Origin of the sequence: Streptomyces sp. NPDC001941 (genome assembly GCF_040296945.1) — a bacterium.
Lineage (GTDB): Bacteria > Actinomycetota > Actinomycetes > Streptomycetales > Streptomycetaceae > Streptomyces.
In genome coordinates this window covers 1-16,031 of record NZ_JBEOYE010000147.1, presented here as the reverse complement: position 1 = coordinate 16,031, position 16,031 = coordinate 1, and the positions used below count along the sequence as shown (strand labels likewise).

The following is a 16,031-nucleotide window of genomic DNA, read 5'->3' as shown; positions in this document are numbered from 1 at the left end:
CTCACCTATCGAGTTCGAACAGCAGCACCGGGCAGAGCATAGACTCACGCTCGCGGCATGAAACCCCCGTGTCCACACTCCGGGGGACGCCTCAGCGGGCGGGGAGGCGGGTGGAGCAGAACGCCGACGGCTCGGGGCTGGCGGCGGGCAGGGGAAAGGCGGACATGAGAGCAACTCCAGGAAGGTAGGGGTGAGGCACCCAACCCGGGTGATTCGGGAAGGGATTGGTGCGGGATCGTGCCCGCCGTCGATGCCCCAAGGTTCCCTCGCCAACGCTCTCAAGGCCAGTCTGATCGGCGCCTGTTCAGGCTGACGTGTTCACCGTCGTGAAACGCAGGTACGTCGTTCGTCCCTGCTCAGACCACCTGGAGAATCGAGTTAACCCGAAACCATCCAGAGTGTGCGCCATCCCGGGTGCAGCTGGCCGAGAGGCGTGTGAAGCGAAATTCCCGACCCAGGACACGAGGTCGAGTGGGCGACAAGGGCGTCTGGTTCCCGTTCTTTGGCCGGCGGCAGCCCGCCGGGGTGGGTGACGGAGAGCGGAGTACATATCCGCTTTCGGGGTGCAGAGAGTGTGTGGCTGCGACAATGAAGTACCGCAGGGGGCGGGTGGGGCGACTTCGCTGTAGGTGAGGGTGCAGGCCTCTTTGTGTGAAGGGGGAACGTGGGGGCGTGGTTTGAGCGCATGGCGGCTGTCCCTGGCCTTGCCTTTGCCGGGAGCCCGGGTGTCGTGCGGGAGGCGCTGCCGGGCGCAGGGATTCGTCCGGACGAGTCGTACGGCTCGCCGATGTGGCCGACCGCCGAGGGGAGTACGTCTGCGACACCGGCCAGCCGGCATGTGCCGTTCGACGCCCGCGGCGCTGAGCTGATCGCCCGTGTCTGGGAGGCGCTGGAGCTTCCGGGCTCGGCCAGGGACTACCACTTTGTTCTGCAGAGCGCGGTCGATCGGCTGTGGAGTACACGTCGTGCGGAGCCTGGGGCCCTCGCCGCGCTTGAGGTGTTCGCCCTGCTGGACTTGGAGTTGATGGAAGCAATCCCGCACGCGGTGTCCTTCGACACCACTGATGCTCCGGCGGCGTTTGTGCGGGTGTCCTCGGTGCCACGGTTGATCGGCCTGCTGGAGCGCGAGGGCGCCTTCGCGGAAGCACTTGAGCTGGCGCGGCGGTTGGCCCGCTTCGGGCAGGGCGAGAATGTGGCCGCCCGGCTGTCGGAGAAAGCCCAGGCGCTGGTTGCCGAGGCTGCGGCACAGGGTGGATCGTCATGAGTGCGGGTCTGGAGCGACTGATCCCGGCTGCCTCCTACTTGGAGGAGGCGTTCTTGCGGTGGGTACTCACGCCGGCCGTGGACGCGTCGATCGTTGCGCGGGTCCGCAGTCAGCACCCGGTCACCGTCAACGAGCGCACTTACCGGCTGGACTACCTGATCGCGGGTGAGGCGCTGCAGTTGGCCGTCGAGCTCGACGGGTTCGCCTTCCACAGTGACCGGGCCGCGTTCACCTACGACCGGCTGCGACAGAACGATCTGGCCGCGACCGGTCTGACGGTGCTGCGGTTCTCCTACGACGCGGTGCGTACGGACACGGCGCGCTGCGTGGCCCAGCTGCAGGCGATGCTGAGGCAGGATCCGCTCCTGGCGCCGCTGGTGACAGCCATGCCTCGCATCGGGATCCCGGACATGGCCGGCGATCCGATGCGGGCGGCCGATCCGCCTGGCGGTACCGAACTGCCTTCAGGCGGGGCGTACTTCGCCGGTGTGCGGGCCAGGGTGGACCGGGCGCCGCTGCGGGCGTGCCAGGACGAGGCGTTGGCCGCGTTGGCGAACTACTACGCCTCCGGTGGCCGGCATGCGGCCGCGGTGATGGCGGTGGGGTCGGGCAAGACGGCCCTGGGGGTGGCGGCCGCATTGTCGTTCAGCAGACGGCGGGCGCTGGTGGTGACCCCGGGCTCGGTCATCCGCGGCACCTTCGCCAAGGCCCTCGATCCGGGGATGCCGGGCAACGTCCTGTATGGGCTGGCGGGCGGGCCGCTGCTGCCCGGTGCCCGTCCGCCGGCCACGCTCGTCCTGGACGCGGACGACGGGCAGATCAGCCAGGTCAGCCGTGAGCGGCTGCTGGACGCGGACATCCTGGTCACCAACTTTCATGCGCTGGGCACGGGCGACGGTGACGGGGACCTGCTGGCCAAGCTGGAGGCGGAGGACATCGACTTCATCGTCGTCGACGAGGCGCACATCGCGGCCAGCGCTTCCTACCAGCGGCTGTTCGCCCACTTCCAGGGTGCGCGCACACTGCTGATGTCGGCGTGCTTCCAGCGTTTGGACGGCAAGCCGATCGACGCCGATGTCGTCTACCGCTACCGGCTGGTGGACTCCGTCGCGGACGGGTCGGCGAAGAACCTGCGGGTGCACCGGTTCGCTCCCGAGGTGGCGTCGACGGTGTACGAGGCGGTGTGGCCGGACGGGCGGCGCGAGCAGATTGTGGGCCGTGATGCTTTGCTGGCCACGCTGGGCGACGAGCGGAAGATGGCACGCATCACCGCACAGTCCGAGGCGCCGATCCGCCAGGTGATGGCCGTGACGCGGGCGTGTCTGGATGCGCAGGCCAAGCTGCTGGCACCCGTCAAGCCGAGGGTGCTGTTCGCAGCGATGAGCCAGGCGCATGCTGAACAGATCGCGCGGATCGCCGAGGAGTACGGGATCCCCAGTGCCACGCTGCACCACAGCATGCCCGCCTCCGCGATCGCCTCCACCCGGCGGCGCTTTGAGTCCGACGCCGGGGATCTGCAGGGCATCGTGCAGCTGCGGATGCTCGGCCAGGGCTACGACTTCCCGCCCATCACCGTGGTCGTGCCGCTGCGCCCCTATGGCAGCTTCGGCGAGTTCTACCAGTTCGTCGGCCGCGGTGTCCGCGTCCTGCGCCAGACCGCGGTGGTTGCCGACCAGCAGTACCTGGACGTGGTCTGCCATGCCGAACTCGGCCTGGAGGAGCATCTGGAGGCCATGTGCGCGGACAACGACATGGATCCCGCTGTGCTCCTGGATGTCCCGCTGATCGACGCCACCACCATGGAAGGGGATCTCCTCGGCGGCGCCGCGGAGGGGGCCGGTGGGGGTCTGTGCGGGGTGGACGCGTTCGTGCTGTACGAGCGGGGACGCGTCGAGCAGCGCGTGGTGCACGATCTGGACCGTGTGGAGGCCCGAAGGACGGAGCGGGAGATGCAGCTGATGGCCCAGCGCTACGCCGTCTATGCGCAGAACACCGCTGCGCCGGTGCCGTTTGAGCAGTTCGTCGAGTACATGCGGAGGCTGACCGGTGGCCAGTGACCCGACACGCTGGTGGCAGTCGGCCGTGGAATGCAGTCCCGAGCAGGCGCTCGCCCTGGAGCGGGCGGCCGGGCAGCAGCAACGGTTCGCCGACATCGACGCCCTGGCGGCCAGACTGCTGGCCACAGGGCTCGCCGGACGGCCGGTGGCCACCGTCGTCCCCGGCCGAGGACGCCACACGCCGGACACTGCCAAGGTGACGGCCCTCACCCGGGAAGAGGAAGTCTTCTGCGCCAACGCCTTCGGGGTCCAGGAGCAGCAGCGGCTCGGGGCGTGGTACCTGCCCCAGAAACTCTCGGTCAAGGCAGGGGCAGTCAATCTGCCGTATCTGCTGCGGGAACGCCCCGGCCACGCTCTGACGCTGGCCGCCGATGACACCGCCCGCCTCACCGCTGTGGAGGACTGGGACACGGTGTTGCTGTGGGCGCTGCTGGTGCCGCTGTTCGAGACACTGCTTCAGCCCATCCGGCTGCGGGCGGCAGGAGAGATCTTCCCTCGCACAGAACAGCAGCGGTTCTGGACATTCATCGAGGAGCGTTACCGGCTGCTGGGCATCGACGAGAGCGCGCTGGAAGCCTTCCGCTTCGGCGGCGGCTGGCACCAGCTGGACCGTGCGGGACAGCAGCAGGCCCGCCTTCGTTTGCTGGACACCCTTGCCGCCGCCGACCTCGTGCAGCTTGCCGCACGTCACCGGATCCAGCGGTTGCAAGGGCTGATGGCTGGTTTCGCCAAGAAGGCCAGGACGGGAACAGCTCTGGCGCGCCGGGTGCTCACCAAAGAGCTGCAGCCGGTCGTCTCCGCGTACTTCGGGGGTAACTGGCTGGCTGTGCTGGATTACCTTCAGGCTCCCCCGCACCCGGATGAGGAGATCATCACCGCTCTGCCCGAGCCTCGTCTGTACGTCGGCATGGCCACGCAGACGGCTGGCATGGCTGCCGAGGCGGGCATCGCGGAGGACGAGGTCCATGCGATGCTCGCGGCCTTCCTCGGCGGCGGCAGTTCTCTGTCTCCGGTGGAGGAGCGGGCTGCGGCCCTGCGCGGCTGGTGGGCGGGCTTCGACCAGGCGCATGCCGGCCAGTCACGGGGAATGCCGTCGTTGTGGGGGCTGGTCGATCAGGATCTGATGAGTCTGAACCAGACCGAGCAGGGGTACACCCCTCAGTTGTACCGGCAGCGTCTGCCCGCCGACGTCCTGGAACGGGTGGGGCGGCTGTGGGAGACGGTGACGCTTGTGCGGTATCCCGGCAGCATCGTCAGCAACCCGCGCCCGCACCAGACCATGGCCGAAGCCCTCGGTCCCGCGGCCGAGTTCTGGCACGGCGTGGGCCTGACCGCCTGGTTCGTGTGCGAAGGCCCCTACTCCCGCACCACCTTGGACCGTGTCGACCGCTACTACAGCAGGCCGCTGGCCGCCCTGCGCGCGGCCGGATGCCCGGTCGACACCGCCTTCTTCCGCGAACTGCAAGCCGCCGAACAACTCCTGGGGCCGGAGGAGGAGATCACGGACAGCGAGGACAGTACGGTCGAGACCCCGTACGGGCAGGTGACGTTCACCTCCAGCATGAGTCACGGTGCCCGTCGGGACGGCTTCGAGCGGGTACGGGACGTCATCACACGACACCGGCGGGCCTGGGCCGAGCAGTATCTCGGTGCCTTCGTGGAGGGCCGCTGGCGCTCCGAGTTGGAGGAGGTCGCCCACCAGCATCACCGCTTCGTCGCCGCCAAGGGGCGTCCCCCCACGCTGCCCCAGTTCGCCCGGTTCGCGATCACAGCAGCCAACCACTGGACGGGCGGCGACCTGGGGGCGCTGTACACGGCCATCGGCGAGCCGACGCCATCCCAACAGGAGCGGCCTACCCGCCTACTGACTGAGGACGGCTACGACTTCGCCCGCCGGGTGTACCAGGAGCTGGGCGGCAAGCCCGTCGACCACGACACCTGGGTGAACAACCCGGAAGAAACCCAACGGCAGTGGCAGCTCAGCCGCCTGGCCACCGAAAGCCTGCGCCACCTCCAACTACAGGAAGCACTCGGGCGGCCGCCGACCGCCAAGGAGTTCGGCGCCCAGCGGCTGACCTGGCCGTGGCCTGGCAAGGAAACCGAAGGCTGGCCCATCCTCCAGCATGTCATCGCGGCTCTTACTGGTACCAGCCTGCCGCCGATCGCACCCCCCTCCCCCGCCGTCCCGGCCAGCAACGGGGAAAACGCTGCTGGGCAGTTGCTGGCCAAGGGGGCTAACACGGCCGTGGCCACGGAACCGACGACGGTCCGCATCACCTGCACCGGCGCGCCCGTCGATGTCTCCGCTGTACTCCTCACCCGCAACGGCAAGGTACGCGACGACCACGACCTCGTCTTCTACAACCACCCCAGTCACGACGGGGTCAGCGTCGGAGGAGACACCGTCACCGCCGATCTGAACCTCATCCCCGACGACATCACCTCCATCGCCGTCATCGTCAGCATCGACATCGAGGCCCAGCCCGCCGCAGTCTTCGACCAGCACACCCAGTGGCACGCAGACATCACCCAGTCTTCCAGCGCCCAACTGGCTTTCGCTCCGGGGCCGTTCTCATCAGGCGAGACCGTCACCGTCGCGGTGGAGCTCTACCGCCACACAACCGGATGGAAGGCCCGCGCTGTCGGGCAGGGCTATAACACCGGCCTCGCGGGCCTGGCCACCGACTACGGCATCAACGTCGACGCCTGACATCCCCTGTCTGGTACGCGAAACCGTCGACGACCAGGTGAGTGCGGCCGCCGTCGCCGTCGATCTCGCGTGCGAGAGCCGCTGCTGGTGCCCAACCTGCAAGGTGTTCCCGGAGCAGCTGGATCTTGCACACATGATCTCCCCTTGGGTTTCCGTTCCGTCCCGGTACGTCGGGGAGGTTAGGGTGACCGTGAAGCGCACCACGGGGGGGGTGCCAAGTGAGCAGGGCACGCTGGAGGTGAGCATGGGGCTACGCCCGACACACCTTGGCTACGCTTACCAGGACCTGCTCACCGCGCTGCGACTGGTGGACCTGGCGGTGGGACGTGCGAATTCCCTGCTGGTCGACACGAAGATGTTCACCGGGGACCGATTTGATGACATCACGTGCGAGTGGGGCACCGGCAGCCGCGAGCGGCTGCAGATCAAGCACACGGATCATGACCGCGCGTTGTCGCTGGAGAGTTTCACGAAGGACAAGCGAGGCCTACGCCTGGATCTGCTCTTCTCCTCCATGGACCACGACTTCACCTCGGATCCGGGTGCCTCGCATCGCCTCGTGGTGCGCGACATGGAGCCGGAGGATCCCGAGCTGACCCGGGTGCTGCGCCCGGTCCACGCGAGCACCGATCCCGGGCCTGCACTGCACGGCTTGAACAGCAAACGGTTCCGTTTCGACGCCGCTGCGCTGCGTGCACACGCTCCGTGGAAGGAGATGCTCGCCCAGGTCAGTGATGACCTGCTCAACCGCGCTTGCGCATCCCTGGTCGTCGACACGGATCTTCCGGCGTGTTCGCTCAACATTCGCGAGCCCGGGCCAGCCGAGGCGGCCTTGCTGCACCGCATCACCGAAGAACTCGGTGCCGGACGGCCGCCGAACCGGCACCGCACGCCCGAGGAGGTGGCGCTGGCCCTGATCGAGGCGGCCAAAGCGGCGCGCAGCCGGGCGGGGACCGTGATGGTCGAGGACCTGCTTCCTCGTCTGAGTCTGGAAGTCGACTTCGGAGCGGTCCGTGAGGGGCACCCCGTGGACCGTGCCACCGAGGTGAGACGTCCTACGGTGCTCACGGGCGTGGTCGCGGCCGTGAAGGACGCTGCTCAGCAGGGGGGTGTCGTGGTGGTCACCGGTGCTCCCGGCATCGGCAAGTCGTGGTTGTGCGAGCAACTCGGGGATGCGCTGCGGGAATCCTGGCTGGCGGTGAGGCATCACTGCTGGCTCGGCGCTGCGGACATCGACCGTCAGCAGCGTGTGCTGACTGAGGTCGTGATCGGCAGCCTGCTGAAGCAGCTGGGTACGGCCGTTCCGGAGGCGCTGGCGCAGGTCAGGCCGCGCTACGCGGCCACGCCGGAGACGCTCACGGCCGCAGTCACTGCCGCGCGCGGCCTGGCACCGGACCGGCCGATCGCGCTGATCGTGGACGGTATCGACCATGTCAGCCGGGTTCTTGGATCCACCACCGGCAGCGCCTTTCGTCCGCGGGTGGACCCGGCGGCCTCTCTGGTCGCGGACCTCTCCGCCCTGGAACTGCCGCCCGGTGTCGTGCTCGTCCTGGCCAGCCAGCCCGGCCCTCACCTCGAGGCCGTCGACGCCGGTGCCTCCCGTCTCACCGTTGCCCCGCTCAACCGCGCCGAACTGCATGCTCTGGCGGACCGCCTGGGCGTGTTGACGGCCCTGGAGTCCTCCTCTGCCGGTGAGGGGCTCGATCCCGCTGCGCGGGCGGAGGCCGCGGTCGCACTGATCGAGGAGCGCTCTCGAGGCAACGCCCTGTACGCCACGTATTTGTGCCGGCAGGCCGTTGGTCCTGCCCCGGGCCTGGGAGCGGCGCCGGCGCCGGATGGTGCTGGCGATCCTCTGGAGAGGTTGGGGACGGTGCCGTCGTCGGCGCACGACCTCGACGACTACTACGCCTATCTGCTGGCCGGTCTGACCCCCGGGCAGCGTTCTGCTGTCAGCATGCTCGCGGTATGCGACTTCGCTTTGAGTGCGTCGGAGCTCGAGGAGATTTTCCCGCTGCCCGGAATGCAACTCGGTGCCGCGCTGAACAGCGTGGCACCGATCGTCGCGCAGCAGCCGGGCATCGGCGGACTGAAGATCCATCATGAGAGCTTCAGCCGCTTCGTCCGCCGGGTCGACGGCGACGACAGGTGGGTCGATCAGGTCCGGTCCCAGGCCGCCGACTGGTTGTCCCAGCGGGGCTTCTTCACCGATCCCCGCGCGTTCCGGCACCTGCCCGAACTGCTGGCCGCTCTGGGGCGCGATGACGAACTCGCTCTGCTGATCGAACCCGATTTCCTCTCCCGCGCGATTGCCGGGCTGCAGCCTCCTCAGGCCATCGTCCACACTCTGACCGTTGCCGCGCGGCGTGCGGCGGTCCGTAACGACTGGCCCACACTGGTGCGCTGCGTCGAACTGAGCCGGGCGCGGGCGACGTATGAGGACGAAGGCCTGCCGGGTTCCCTGGTGCCGTATGCGGATGTGCTGGTGGCGCTGGTGGGAGCCGACCGCGTGGCGGCAAGCCTGATGTACGAGGGTGTGACCACGATGGCGGCGCGGTGGGGCCTGCAGCTGTGTGCGGCGGTCGACCGGGCCGGCTGTGCCGCCCCGTGGGAGGCGTACCTGACGGCCTGGGACGAGGCACGCAAGGAGCGTGTCCACTACGGTTCCGAGAGCGATGAGTCGGTGTTCCTGGCAGAGTTGCGCGGACGGATCCGGTTGCCGGCCCGGGCTGCGGACAATGTCGAGCTCGGGCAGGTCCCGCGTACGCTCGCGCAGCGGGTGGCCCGGTTCCTCGGCCAGGAGGCTCTGACGTCGCCTGAGGATGCGCTGGGTGTGCTGTTGGACTGTCTGGGTCCAGACCCGTTGCTCGAGAGCGTGGAGCTCATCGAGCAACCCGACCGGCGCGCGGCCCTTTTGCTGCACCTGGCGGACGCCCATGGCACGGCGGGCGGCGCGCTGCCGTCTGCCCGCGCGCTGGCCACCGCGGCCTGGGCCAGCGGGCCGTGCGACCCGCGGCGCCTGCTCCGCCATGGCGTGGCAGTGTCGGACCTTGCCGAGGAGATCTTTTCCGGGGACATCGCCGCGGTTCTCGCGGAAGCAACACAGGATGTACTGACCTACCGTGCCAGCGGCCTGTCCGGCCCGGTGAACAGGTGGCTGACACTGCTGGCCGTGGCCCATGCTGCCGATCCGCAGGCGTCCGCCCGACTGCTCCCCCTCCTGGACGGCGATGGCTTCTACCGTGCCTGGCTGCGCTTCACCCTGGCCACGGTAGGCCTGCACCGCGACGTCGAGGCGGGCATCCTCACAGCCGAAACCGCGTCCGTGACCGTGCGTGTGGCGCTCGAACAACTGGCCCAGCATGCACACGCGTTCACGGGCAGCCCCCGGGCTTGCGATCTTGCGGACGTCCACCGGCAGGTGCGGCAGGTGTTGCACGACGCCGTCGCCCTGCTGCGTGGCGATGATGTCGCTGTGGGCATCGCCTTCCTGCAAGCCGTCAGCGAGGGCACCACCACCTCTCTCATGGGCATGGCCGGAACCGGCCCGCTGATCACCACGGAGCTGGTGTCCCTGCTCGTCGGAAGCGTCGGCCAGGCAGGGGCCGATGTCGTGCACGAGCTCATGCGCACGTTGCGCGGAGCGCAAGCCGAGCGTCGTGCGCTGTATGCGGAGGACGCCGACTTCGAGCTTGAGATGGCCCGCGTGAGTCTCGCCTGCGGCGACCTGCACGAGGCGAAGCGGTGCTGGGAGCGTGCCGCCCGCTACGTGGGGGCCTATGGCGGTCACAAGGACATCACCATCGAGGAGTTGCTGGATCCGCTGCCTCAGCTCCTGCAGGCCGATCCCGTCCAGGCGCAGGTGCGTCTGGCGCGTACGCAGCCTCTTGTCTATCTCGTCGCGGACTGCACCGACGGGCGGGGCACGGCGGGAACGCCGCAGGAGTGGTGGCGTTCCCTTGCGCGCCTGGATCCGCGGGGTGCCGCGCAGTTGGGCGCCCAGGTGCTGCTGGCTGAGCCCGGGCTGCCCGATGGCCGGGTGGGCGCGGCCCACCGGCAGCTGCTGGCCACGCAGGCTGACACGGCCGACCCCGTCGTCCTGGCCGCGCTCCGCATCGCCGCTGGCCCCGATGGCCGCAGCATCCAGCAGGACGTTGCTCTGCTCACCAGGCTCGCTGACCTGCCCGGCGACGACGCGGCCCGCGCATCGCGTCTCCTGCCGGTGCTGGCCAATGCGATCACCTCCACCTACGACGGCCAGACACTGATCGCCGCATCGCAGGCTGCCGGGGACGAGCCCACTTCTGCGCTGCGCACAGCAGCACAGCGTTGTGGCGGTGAGGGCGGCTTGCCCTGGGCGCCCCGCCCCGTGCCCGACAACACCTCACGTGACTGGTTCGGCCCCGAGAAGCGCCCCACCACAGACGCGTATCTGCACGCCCAGCAGCGCCCGACGCTGCCCGTAGGTGCTGCTGGCGCGCTTGCTGCGGTCCGTGACCGCAGCAGCAAGGCATACGATGCCCCCTCGGGCCCGCGGTGGTCGAGGGACGCCCTGGCCAATGCGGTCGGGTGGCGGCTCTTGGAGGTCATCGACGGTCAGGGAGCAGACGCAGCCGCCCAGTTCCTGCACCGGATCGCCGACGAGATGAACGCCTCCAATCCTCTTGAGCTGCTGGCCGACCTCGCCTTGGGGCTCCGCTTGCGCCAGGACAGCGATCCTGGTGTCTACGGCCCACTCGCCGCCACGGCGGGCATGCTCGCCTACACCAAGATGCGAGGCGGCGGCGGATGGCGTTCCTTCGGCGGCAATGACCGGCTGGATCTGTGGCAGCAGGCGCACTCCGCGGACCCGGCCACCGCAGCCCGCAACCTCGCAGACCAGGTGGCCCACGCCGTCGCCGAGGCGTCCTACAGCCGCACTATCGGTGTCAGCCTGGCCCTGGTCTCGGCGTTCGCTGTTCAGCCCCCGCTCGCTTCACCCCCGGCTGTCAGCGCTTTCGCCTGCTGGGATGCGGCGTATGGCGTCATCGCCCACCGTCTGCCGGGCCGTGCCCGTCTCAGTCAGGGTGCGTACCACCCGGTGCCGGAACAGGCGACCCAGCACGACATCGACACCGCACTGTGCGAACTTGCGTTGGCCACGATTGCCCTGCCTGAACGCGGCGATAAGCGCCGCGCCCTGATCACAGCGACGGTTCTGCTGGCCAGCCGTTCCGGCCAGGCGCAGGCAGCTCTGGCGCGCGTCCTCTCCTTCGACCTCGGAGCTGGCCCCCTGACCTGGCTCCTGACCGTCCTACAAGGACACCTGCCCGACGGGCCTCTGGATGCCGCCCTTCTCGCACAGCTCGTCACGCTGTGCGGCAGTGACGTGCTGTCCGTCCGTGCGGATGCGTCCGCCATCCTGGCCCGCGCTGGCCACCAGGCGCCCGCCCCCGCGGCAACGGCAGCCCATCCGACACTCGCACGCGCCATCGCCGCTGCCCTCTCCCCCAGCGAGGACAGCGCATGAACAACCCTCGGGAGTTCGCAACCCACCTCGTCGACCACTACCTGGGCGACCGCCTAAACGCCGCCGGCAGTCCGGCCGGGCTCCGCGAGACCGTCATCGATCTCGTGATCGATGCTCTTCCCGACGTCGAGACGCTCATGAGCATGCAGCTGGACCTTCTGACCAATGGACGCCGCAGCCAGCTTCCCGACGCCTATCTCGCCGACCAGGCCGCCGCCGAAGACGCCCTGCAACGCGCTGCCGCCGGCCTGCGTGCCGCGCTTGCCCAAGTGGGACATCTCGGCAACGCCCAGAACTTCGAACGCGGCGCGGCCGCGCGACTGCGCGATGACCCCCGCGCGGCTCTGCGTGCCGAACTCGCCCGCATTCCCCGCCCTCTGACTCGTCCCAAGGCCCTGGCGTGGTCGCTTGATCCAGCACCGTGGTTCAGTGAGAGCCATCAAGCGGACAAGCCCTGGCCGCCTTCCGGCTTCGCTTCGGTCGCGGGCCTGCGGTCCCTGCCGGGAAACGCCATGGCCTTTGCTCGCGTGGATGGAGGTCCGCACGAGGGCTGGGTGCAGATCGGCTTGTTCGAGCGGCAGCGCACTCCTGCACGCCGATACCCGGATCAGCCCGCCCGCCAACTGCAGATCGCCGTCGGCCTGGAGGCCCTCGACGACGACCCGCCGCCCGGCACACTACCCGCCTCCCAGGCCCCCTGGCAGCTGTGGACCAGCCCGTGGCGGCGCCTGGGACTCGGCCTTACAACCGAGTCAGCAGCCGAGCACATCAGTGCCGCAGACCAGGCATTGACGGCCCTCACTGACGCTGGAGCCTCTGGCCTGATCGATACGCCTCGCCCTCGCACCCTGAGCGGCCTCGGCCTGCCCCTCTACGTACTCGCACCCGCAGCCAGCGTCGTGGCCGCACTCGGCCTTGAACCCACAGAGGGAATCTGCGGGTTCAGCCTCAGCGACGCCACCGGTGAGGCACTGATTTGCCGCCAGTGGCACGGCCACCTCGTCCACGACGGAAACTACGAACCACTCCTGCCCGCGGTCGCGGGAGCTGATCTACTCATCCGGCCCGACCTGTTCGCCCGGCTGCACGACACGATCGGCGCCGCGCGCTGCCGAGCCGGCGTCAACGTCCACCACGAGTCAGTCGACGACACCTTCGACGACGAGGACTGAGGGCACCCCAGCGACGACGCTCCCATCAACCCGCCTTCATGTGGCAGGCGTGCGGCGTCCTCCTCATCCGCGCCGGTGACGGGGCTGTGCCTGGGCGGAGATGGTGTGCTGGGTCAGGTGGGCGAGGACTGCGTGGTTGGCCTCCCAGCCGTCGGTGACCTTGGAGGCGGCTCCGGGGTGTGTGGGGTCGTTGGAGGGGTGGGCGTCGAGGAGTTCGGCGATGCCGGCGCGGGCCACGATGATGCAGGCGTGGCGGTGTCGTGAGGTGAGGACGCACAGGCGGCCGGCTTCCAGGTGGAAGGCGGAGTGTCGGCGGTCGCATAATTCCCCACCCCAAAGATCATGGAATGGGCCATGGGGACGGCGGAGTCGCTGTCGCCGTCGCCCTGGGGAAGACGGAGCTGCGTCGTCGTCCCCCACGACGCCAGGATTCCCGGGCCGCCCGATAACCCGCCGGTCGTTCGGGCTGGTCAGGACTGTCCAGGGTGGCCGCAGGCCAGCGCGCAGCGCCGCCGTAGGCGCCCTTGACCGGCCGGACCAGCCCCACACTCAGCAGTCGGGCGGCCCGTCACGGCCTCACCCAAGGTGGGGAATTACGTGATCGTGAAACCGGTGATCGTGGGGAATTACGCGACCGCTCACACGGAGGCGTCGCCGCGGCCGGAGAGGGGGAGGACACTCCCGAACAGAGGCAGAAGCGAAAGCAGTAGCCCCTCGCGCCAGGGCTGCCGAACATCACAGAAAAGTCATCTCGGCAGGCCGCCAAGCCAAGTGGCACGCGGCCAGCGCCCGTGCGAGGAGAGGCTCTGTCTCGCGCAAGGAGGCGGTGCTCCGGCCGGTGTTTGCGCGGCTCGGCCTGGACGCCCCCGCGCGGCGCGGCGAGCGTAAGTCAGGCGCGGCGCACCTGGTGAACCAGCCGCCGCAACAGATCAAACGTGGCCGGCCCGAACTGGCCGGTCTGCAGCTCCTGGAAAGCCCCGCTCGCCACAAGCCACCCCAACCCTCTGCTTCCCCGCTCGGCACCTGCAGCCACCGCCCTTCGAGTCTGCATACACCAACATCCACACCCCAGCTGTGCGACGCGCCCCGAAACTCCGCCACGCTGCTGTGGCCGCTCTGCCGCCAACCCGTGTACCGGGCAAGACGCCACGGAGACCGGAGAGTTGAAGGCTGTGCTCTGCGACCCGCTGCACCGGGCGTGGGGCAGCGGCCTACTGTCGGCGGGCGGGGAGCGCCCTGTCGTGGATGGAGGGTGCGGTCAACTGCAGCCTAGTCCCGGTGTGTCGCGACCCATCGGGCGGACCTGCCGGCCCGGCCGCCCGATGCAGCGGCGTGGCTCGTCCCGGGCTCCAAGGGCCGGGGCCCTCCCAGAACCGCAGCATGACGTAGATCACTTGAAAAAAGTGCGGGGTGATTGCCGGTTCGCCTTCAGGCCGGCCCTTAGGGATAGCAGCCTCATCATGCGCTACAGGTAAGGAGCTTCACATGGTCCTGCTGTGTTACTCGGATCTCGAGGACGATGACCGCGTCGGCGTCCCGGCGCTTCATGCCGCGTTGGAGAGCTGGGTGCTTCGCCTGCTGGTCGACACCCAGGACCGGGCCACGCGCCTGCCTGCCCGCTTCGCCTCACCGATCGAGGACTGCACGCCCGAGGACGAGGCACTGGCGTTGCGGACCATCCGGTTCCTGCGCTACGCGCAGGAACAGCTGATGGACCGGAACGCCCGCCTTCGCTACCTCTGTCCGGACTGCCCCCGCGATGGGCAGGCGGGCTGTCCGGCTCTCAACCGGCCGAGCCCGAGGGGAAAGACCGTGCACGAGGCGGTGTATGCGGTGCGAATCAAACCGGTGCCCGTGCAGCACGGGACCTGGCTGGCGCAGGCTCGGCCTGCGGCCTCCCGGGTGCTCGAGCGGCTGCGCCGGATGGCCAGGCAAGTAACCACACCCGTGCCCGGCGCCGGTGAGGAAGCCCGCAGGGCTGTCGTGCGCCACCTGTATGAGATGGCGCGCATGTGGAGGGCACGGGGTCTGCCCGATGACGCCGTGAACGTCGACCAGGAACAGGACTGGGCCTTCTCCCAGGACGTCTGGATCGCCTTGATGGAGAGGGGGCGGCGGAGAAGGGACACCGACGCGAGGCACTCCCCCGTGAACTTCATCGCTGCCGTCCTGCACACGCTCGCCCAACAGCTCAGTGGACCAGAAGCATTCACCACCCGCGAAGCCGTCATGGCCGCGCTGGTGGCACGTAACGCCTGCATCGAGGGTGACACGGCAGCCGTGGACGAATTCTCTCGGACGTGGCTCCATCTTGGCCGACCGCACGCGTGGGGCGCGGCCGTGGAGATGGCCCTGCTGGGTGACTGGGTTGAGACTCTTGGCCGGCACCTGAGTGGGGATGCCGAGATCATGGAGCTGCTCCACCGTCATACCGAACGGGAACATCGCTGTCTGCAGCCGCTCTGGGAGCGAAAATCCGGCGGCCGCACGGTGCGGCTGCTGGAGGCCCCGGTCGCGTCGGGAGTGTCCTTGAGAGATGTGGTCAGCGATGACCGGCGCCCGGAGAACGGCCTGTTGCACGGCGAGGTGGACGATTGCCGCGTCCTTGCCGTGCTCGCGGATCTGCCACCCATGGAGAGAGCCGTAGCCATGACCTACGGTGCGCAGCGCGTGACATGGGCCCAGGCCGCGGCTCTGGGCGGCGCCGACGATCCGGATGCGTTCGGCAACCGGGTGCGCCGCAAGCTGAGACGACTGGGGCTGCGCCACCGTGCTGCGGCAAGCCCGTCCACCCCGGTGCCGGCGGCCGGCCAGTGAACATTCTCGGCGCAGCCGCAGCCGAATATCTAGCGAGCCTTGCGGCAGCACTCACGCTGGTCGCAGCGCGCAGCGTCAGGCGGCGCTTCAGGCAGCGAACTGGTCTCGCTCCGGGCGCGCCGGCCGCAGATGCGACAGCCGAGCCCCACTCGGGACCGCGCTGACGCCCGGCTGCAGGATGTGTACGACGCCTCCCTGAGACAGGAGGCGTCGTACACCCGGGCTCGGCACCCTTATGTTCGCGCCGCCGGGTCCGCGTGGGCGCTGGACGACCTGAGGGCCGCAGTGTCACCGTGCTCGCGGGCGACCGAGGCACCTACCTCGCCATCGACGGAGGACCTCCGGCCGGAGGTGCCCTCCTTGCAGGATGCCGCAGGCGGATAGGTGAACCCCGGGAGCCCTTGCACAGCACTAGGGCGTGTCTGATGGCTCTTGTCCGGAGGGTGGATCTGCTGCTGTTCCGGGCAGGGGCCTGGCATGGTGCGTCGGCATGAACTGAGCAATG

The 16,031-nt window shown here is 69.1% G+C and carries 6 protein-coding genes and 1 pseudogene; 6 read left to right on the top strand and 1 reads right to left on the bottom strand.

Going from position 1 to position 16,031, the window contains the following annotated elements:
* Nucleotides 1–730: 730 nt before the first annotated feature.
* From ABT160_RS43990 to ABT160_RS43970, 5 genes are all read left to right on the top strand, one after another.
* Nucleotides 731–1,264 (top strand): hypothetical protein, encoded by a 534-nt coding sequence (locus tag ABT160_RS43990; RefSeq protein ID WP_351655144.1) that lies wholly within the window; start codon nucleotides 731–733, stop codon nucleotides 1,262–1,264.
* The gene (locus ABT160_RS43985; RefSeq protein WP_351655141.1) at nucleotides 1,261–3,321 is read left to right on the top strand and encodes a DEAD/DEAH box helicase family protein; all 2,061 of its coding nucleotides are present in this window, start codon (nucleotides 1,261–1,263) and stop codon (nucleotides 3,319–3,321) included. Before ABT160_RS43990 ends, ABT160_RS43985 begins: the two co-directional genes overlap by 4 nt.
* Nucleotides 3,311–6,031, top strand: a complete 2,721-nt coding sequence (locus ABT160_RS43980; RefSeq protein ID WP_351655139.1) for a TerD family protein — start codon at nucleotides 3,311–3,313, stop codon at nucleotides 6,029–6,031. The genes ABT160_RS43985 and ABT160_RS43980 overlap by 11 nt, the downstream gene beginning before the upstream one ends.
* A gap of 184 nt (nucleotides 6,032–6,215) precedes the next feature.
* Nucleotides 6,216–11,537, top strand: coding sequence for an AAA family ATPase (locus ABT160_RS43975; protein WP_351655137.1), 5,322 nt, complete (start codon nucleotides 6,216–6,218; stop codon nucleotides 11,535–11,537).
* Nucleotides 11,534–12,709: a hypothetical protein gene (locus tag ABT160_RS43970; protein WP_351655134.1), complete on the top strand. Its 1,176-nt coding sequence runs from the start codon at nucleotides 11,534–11,536 to the stop codon at nucleotides 12,707–12,709. Before ABT160_RS43975 ends, ABT160_RS43970 begins: the two co-directional genes overlap by 4 nt.
* A gap of 63 nt (nucleotides 12,710–12,772) precedes the next feature.
* Here the strand turns inward: ABT160_RS43970 and ABT160_RS43965 are convergent.
* A pseudogene (locus ABT160_RS43965) lies at nucleotides 12,773–13,015 on the bottom strand (helicase); the annotation flags it as partial.
* Between the two features lie 1,179 nt (nucleotides 13,016–14,194).
* Between ABT160_RS43965 and ABT160_RS43960 the strand changes: the two are divergent.
* Nucleotides 14,195–15,526, top strand: a complete 1,332-nt coding sequence (locus ABT160_RS43960) for a hypothetical protein (protein WP_351655132.1) — start codon at nucleotides 14,195–14,197, stop codon at nucleotides 15,524–15,526.
* The last annotated feature ends 505 nt before the right edge of the window (nucleotides 15,527–16,031 follow it).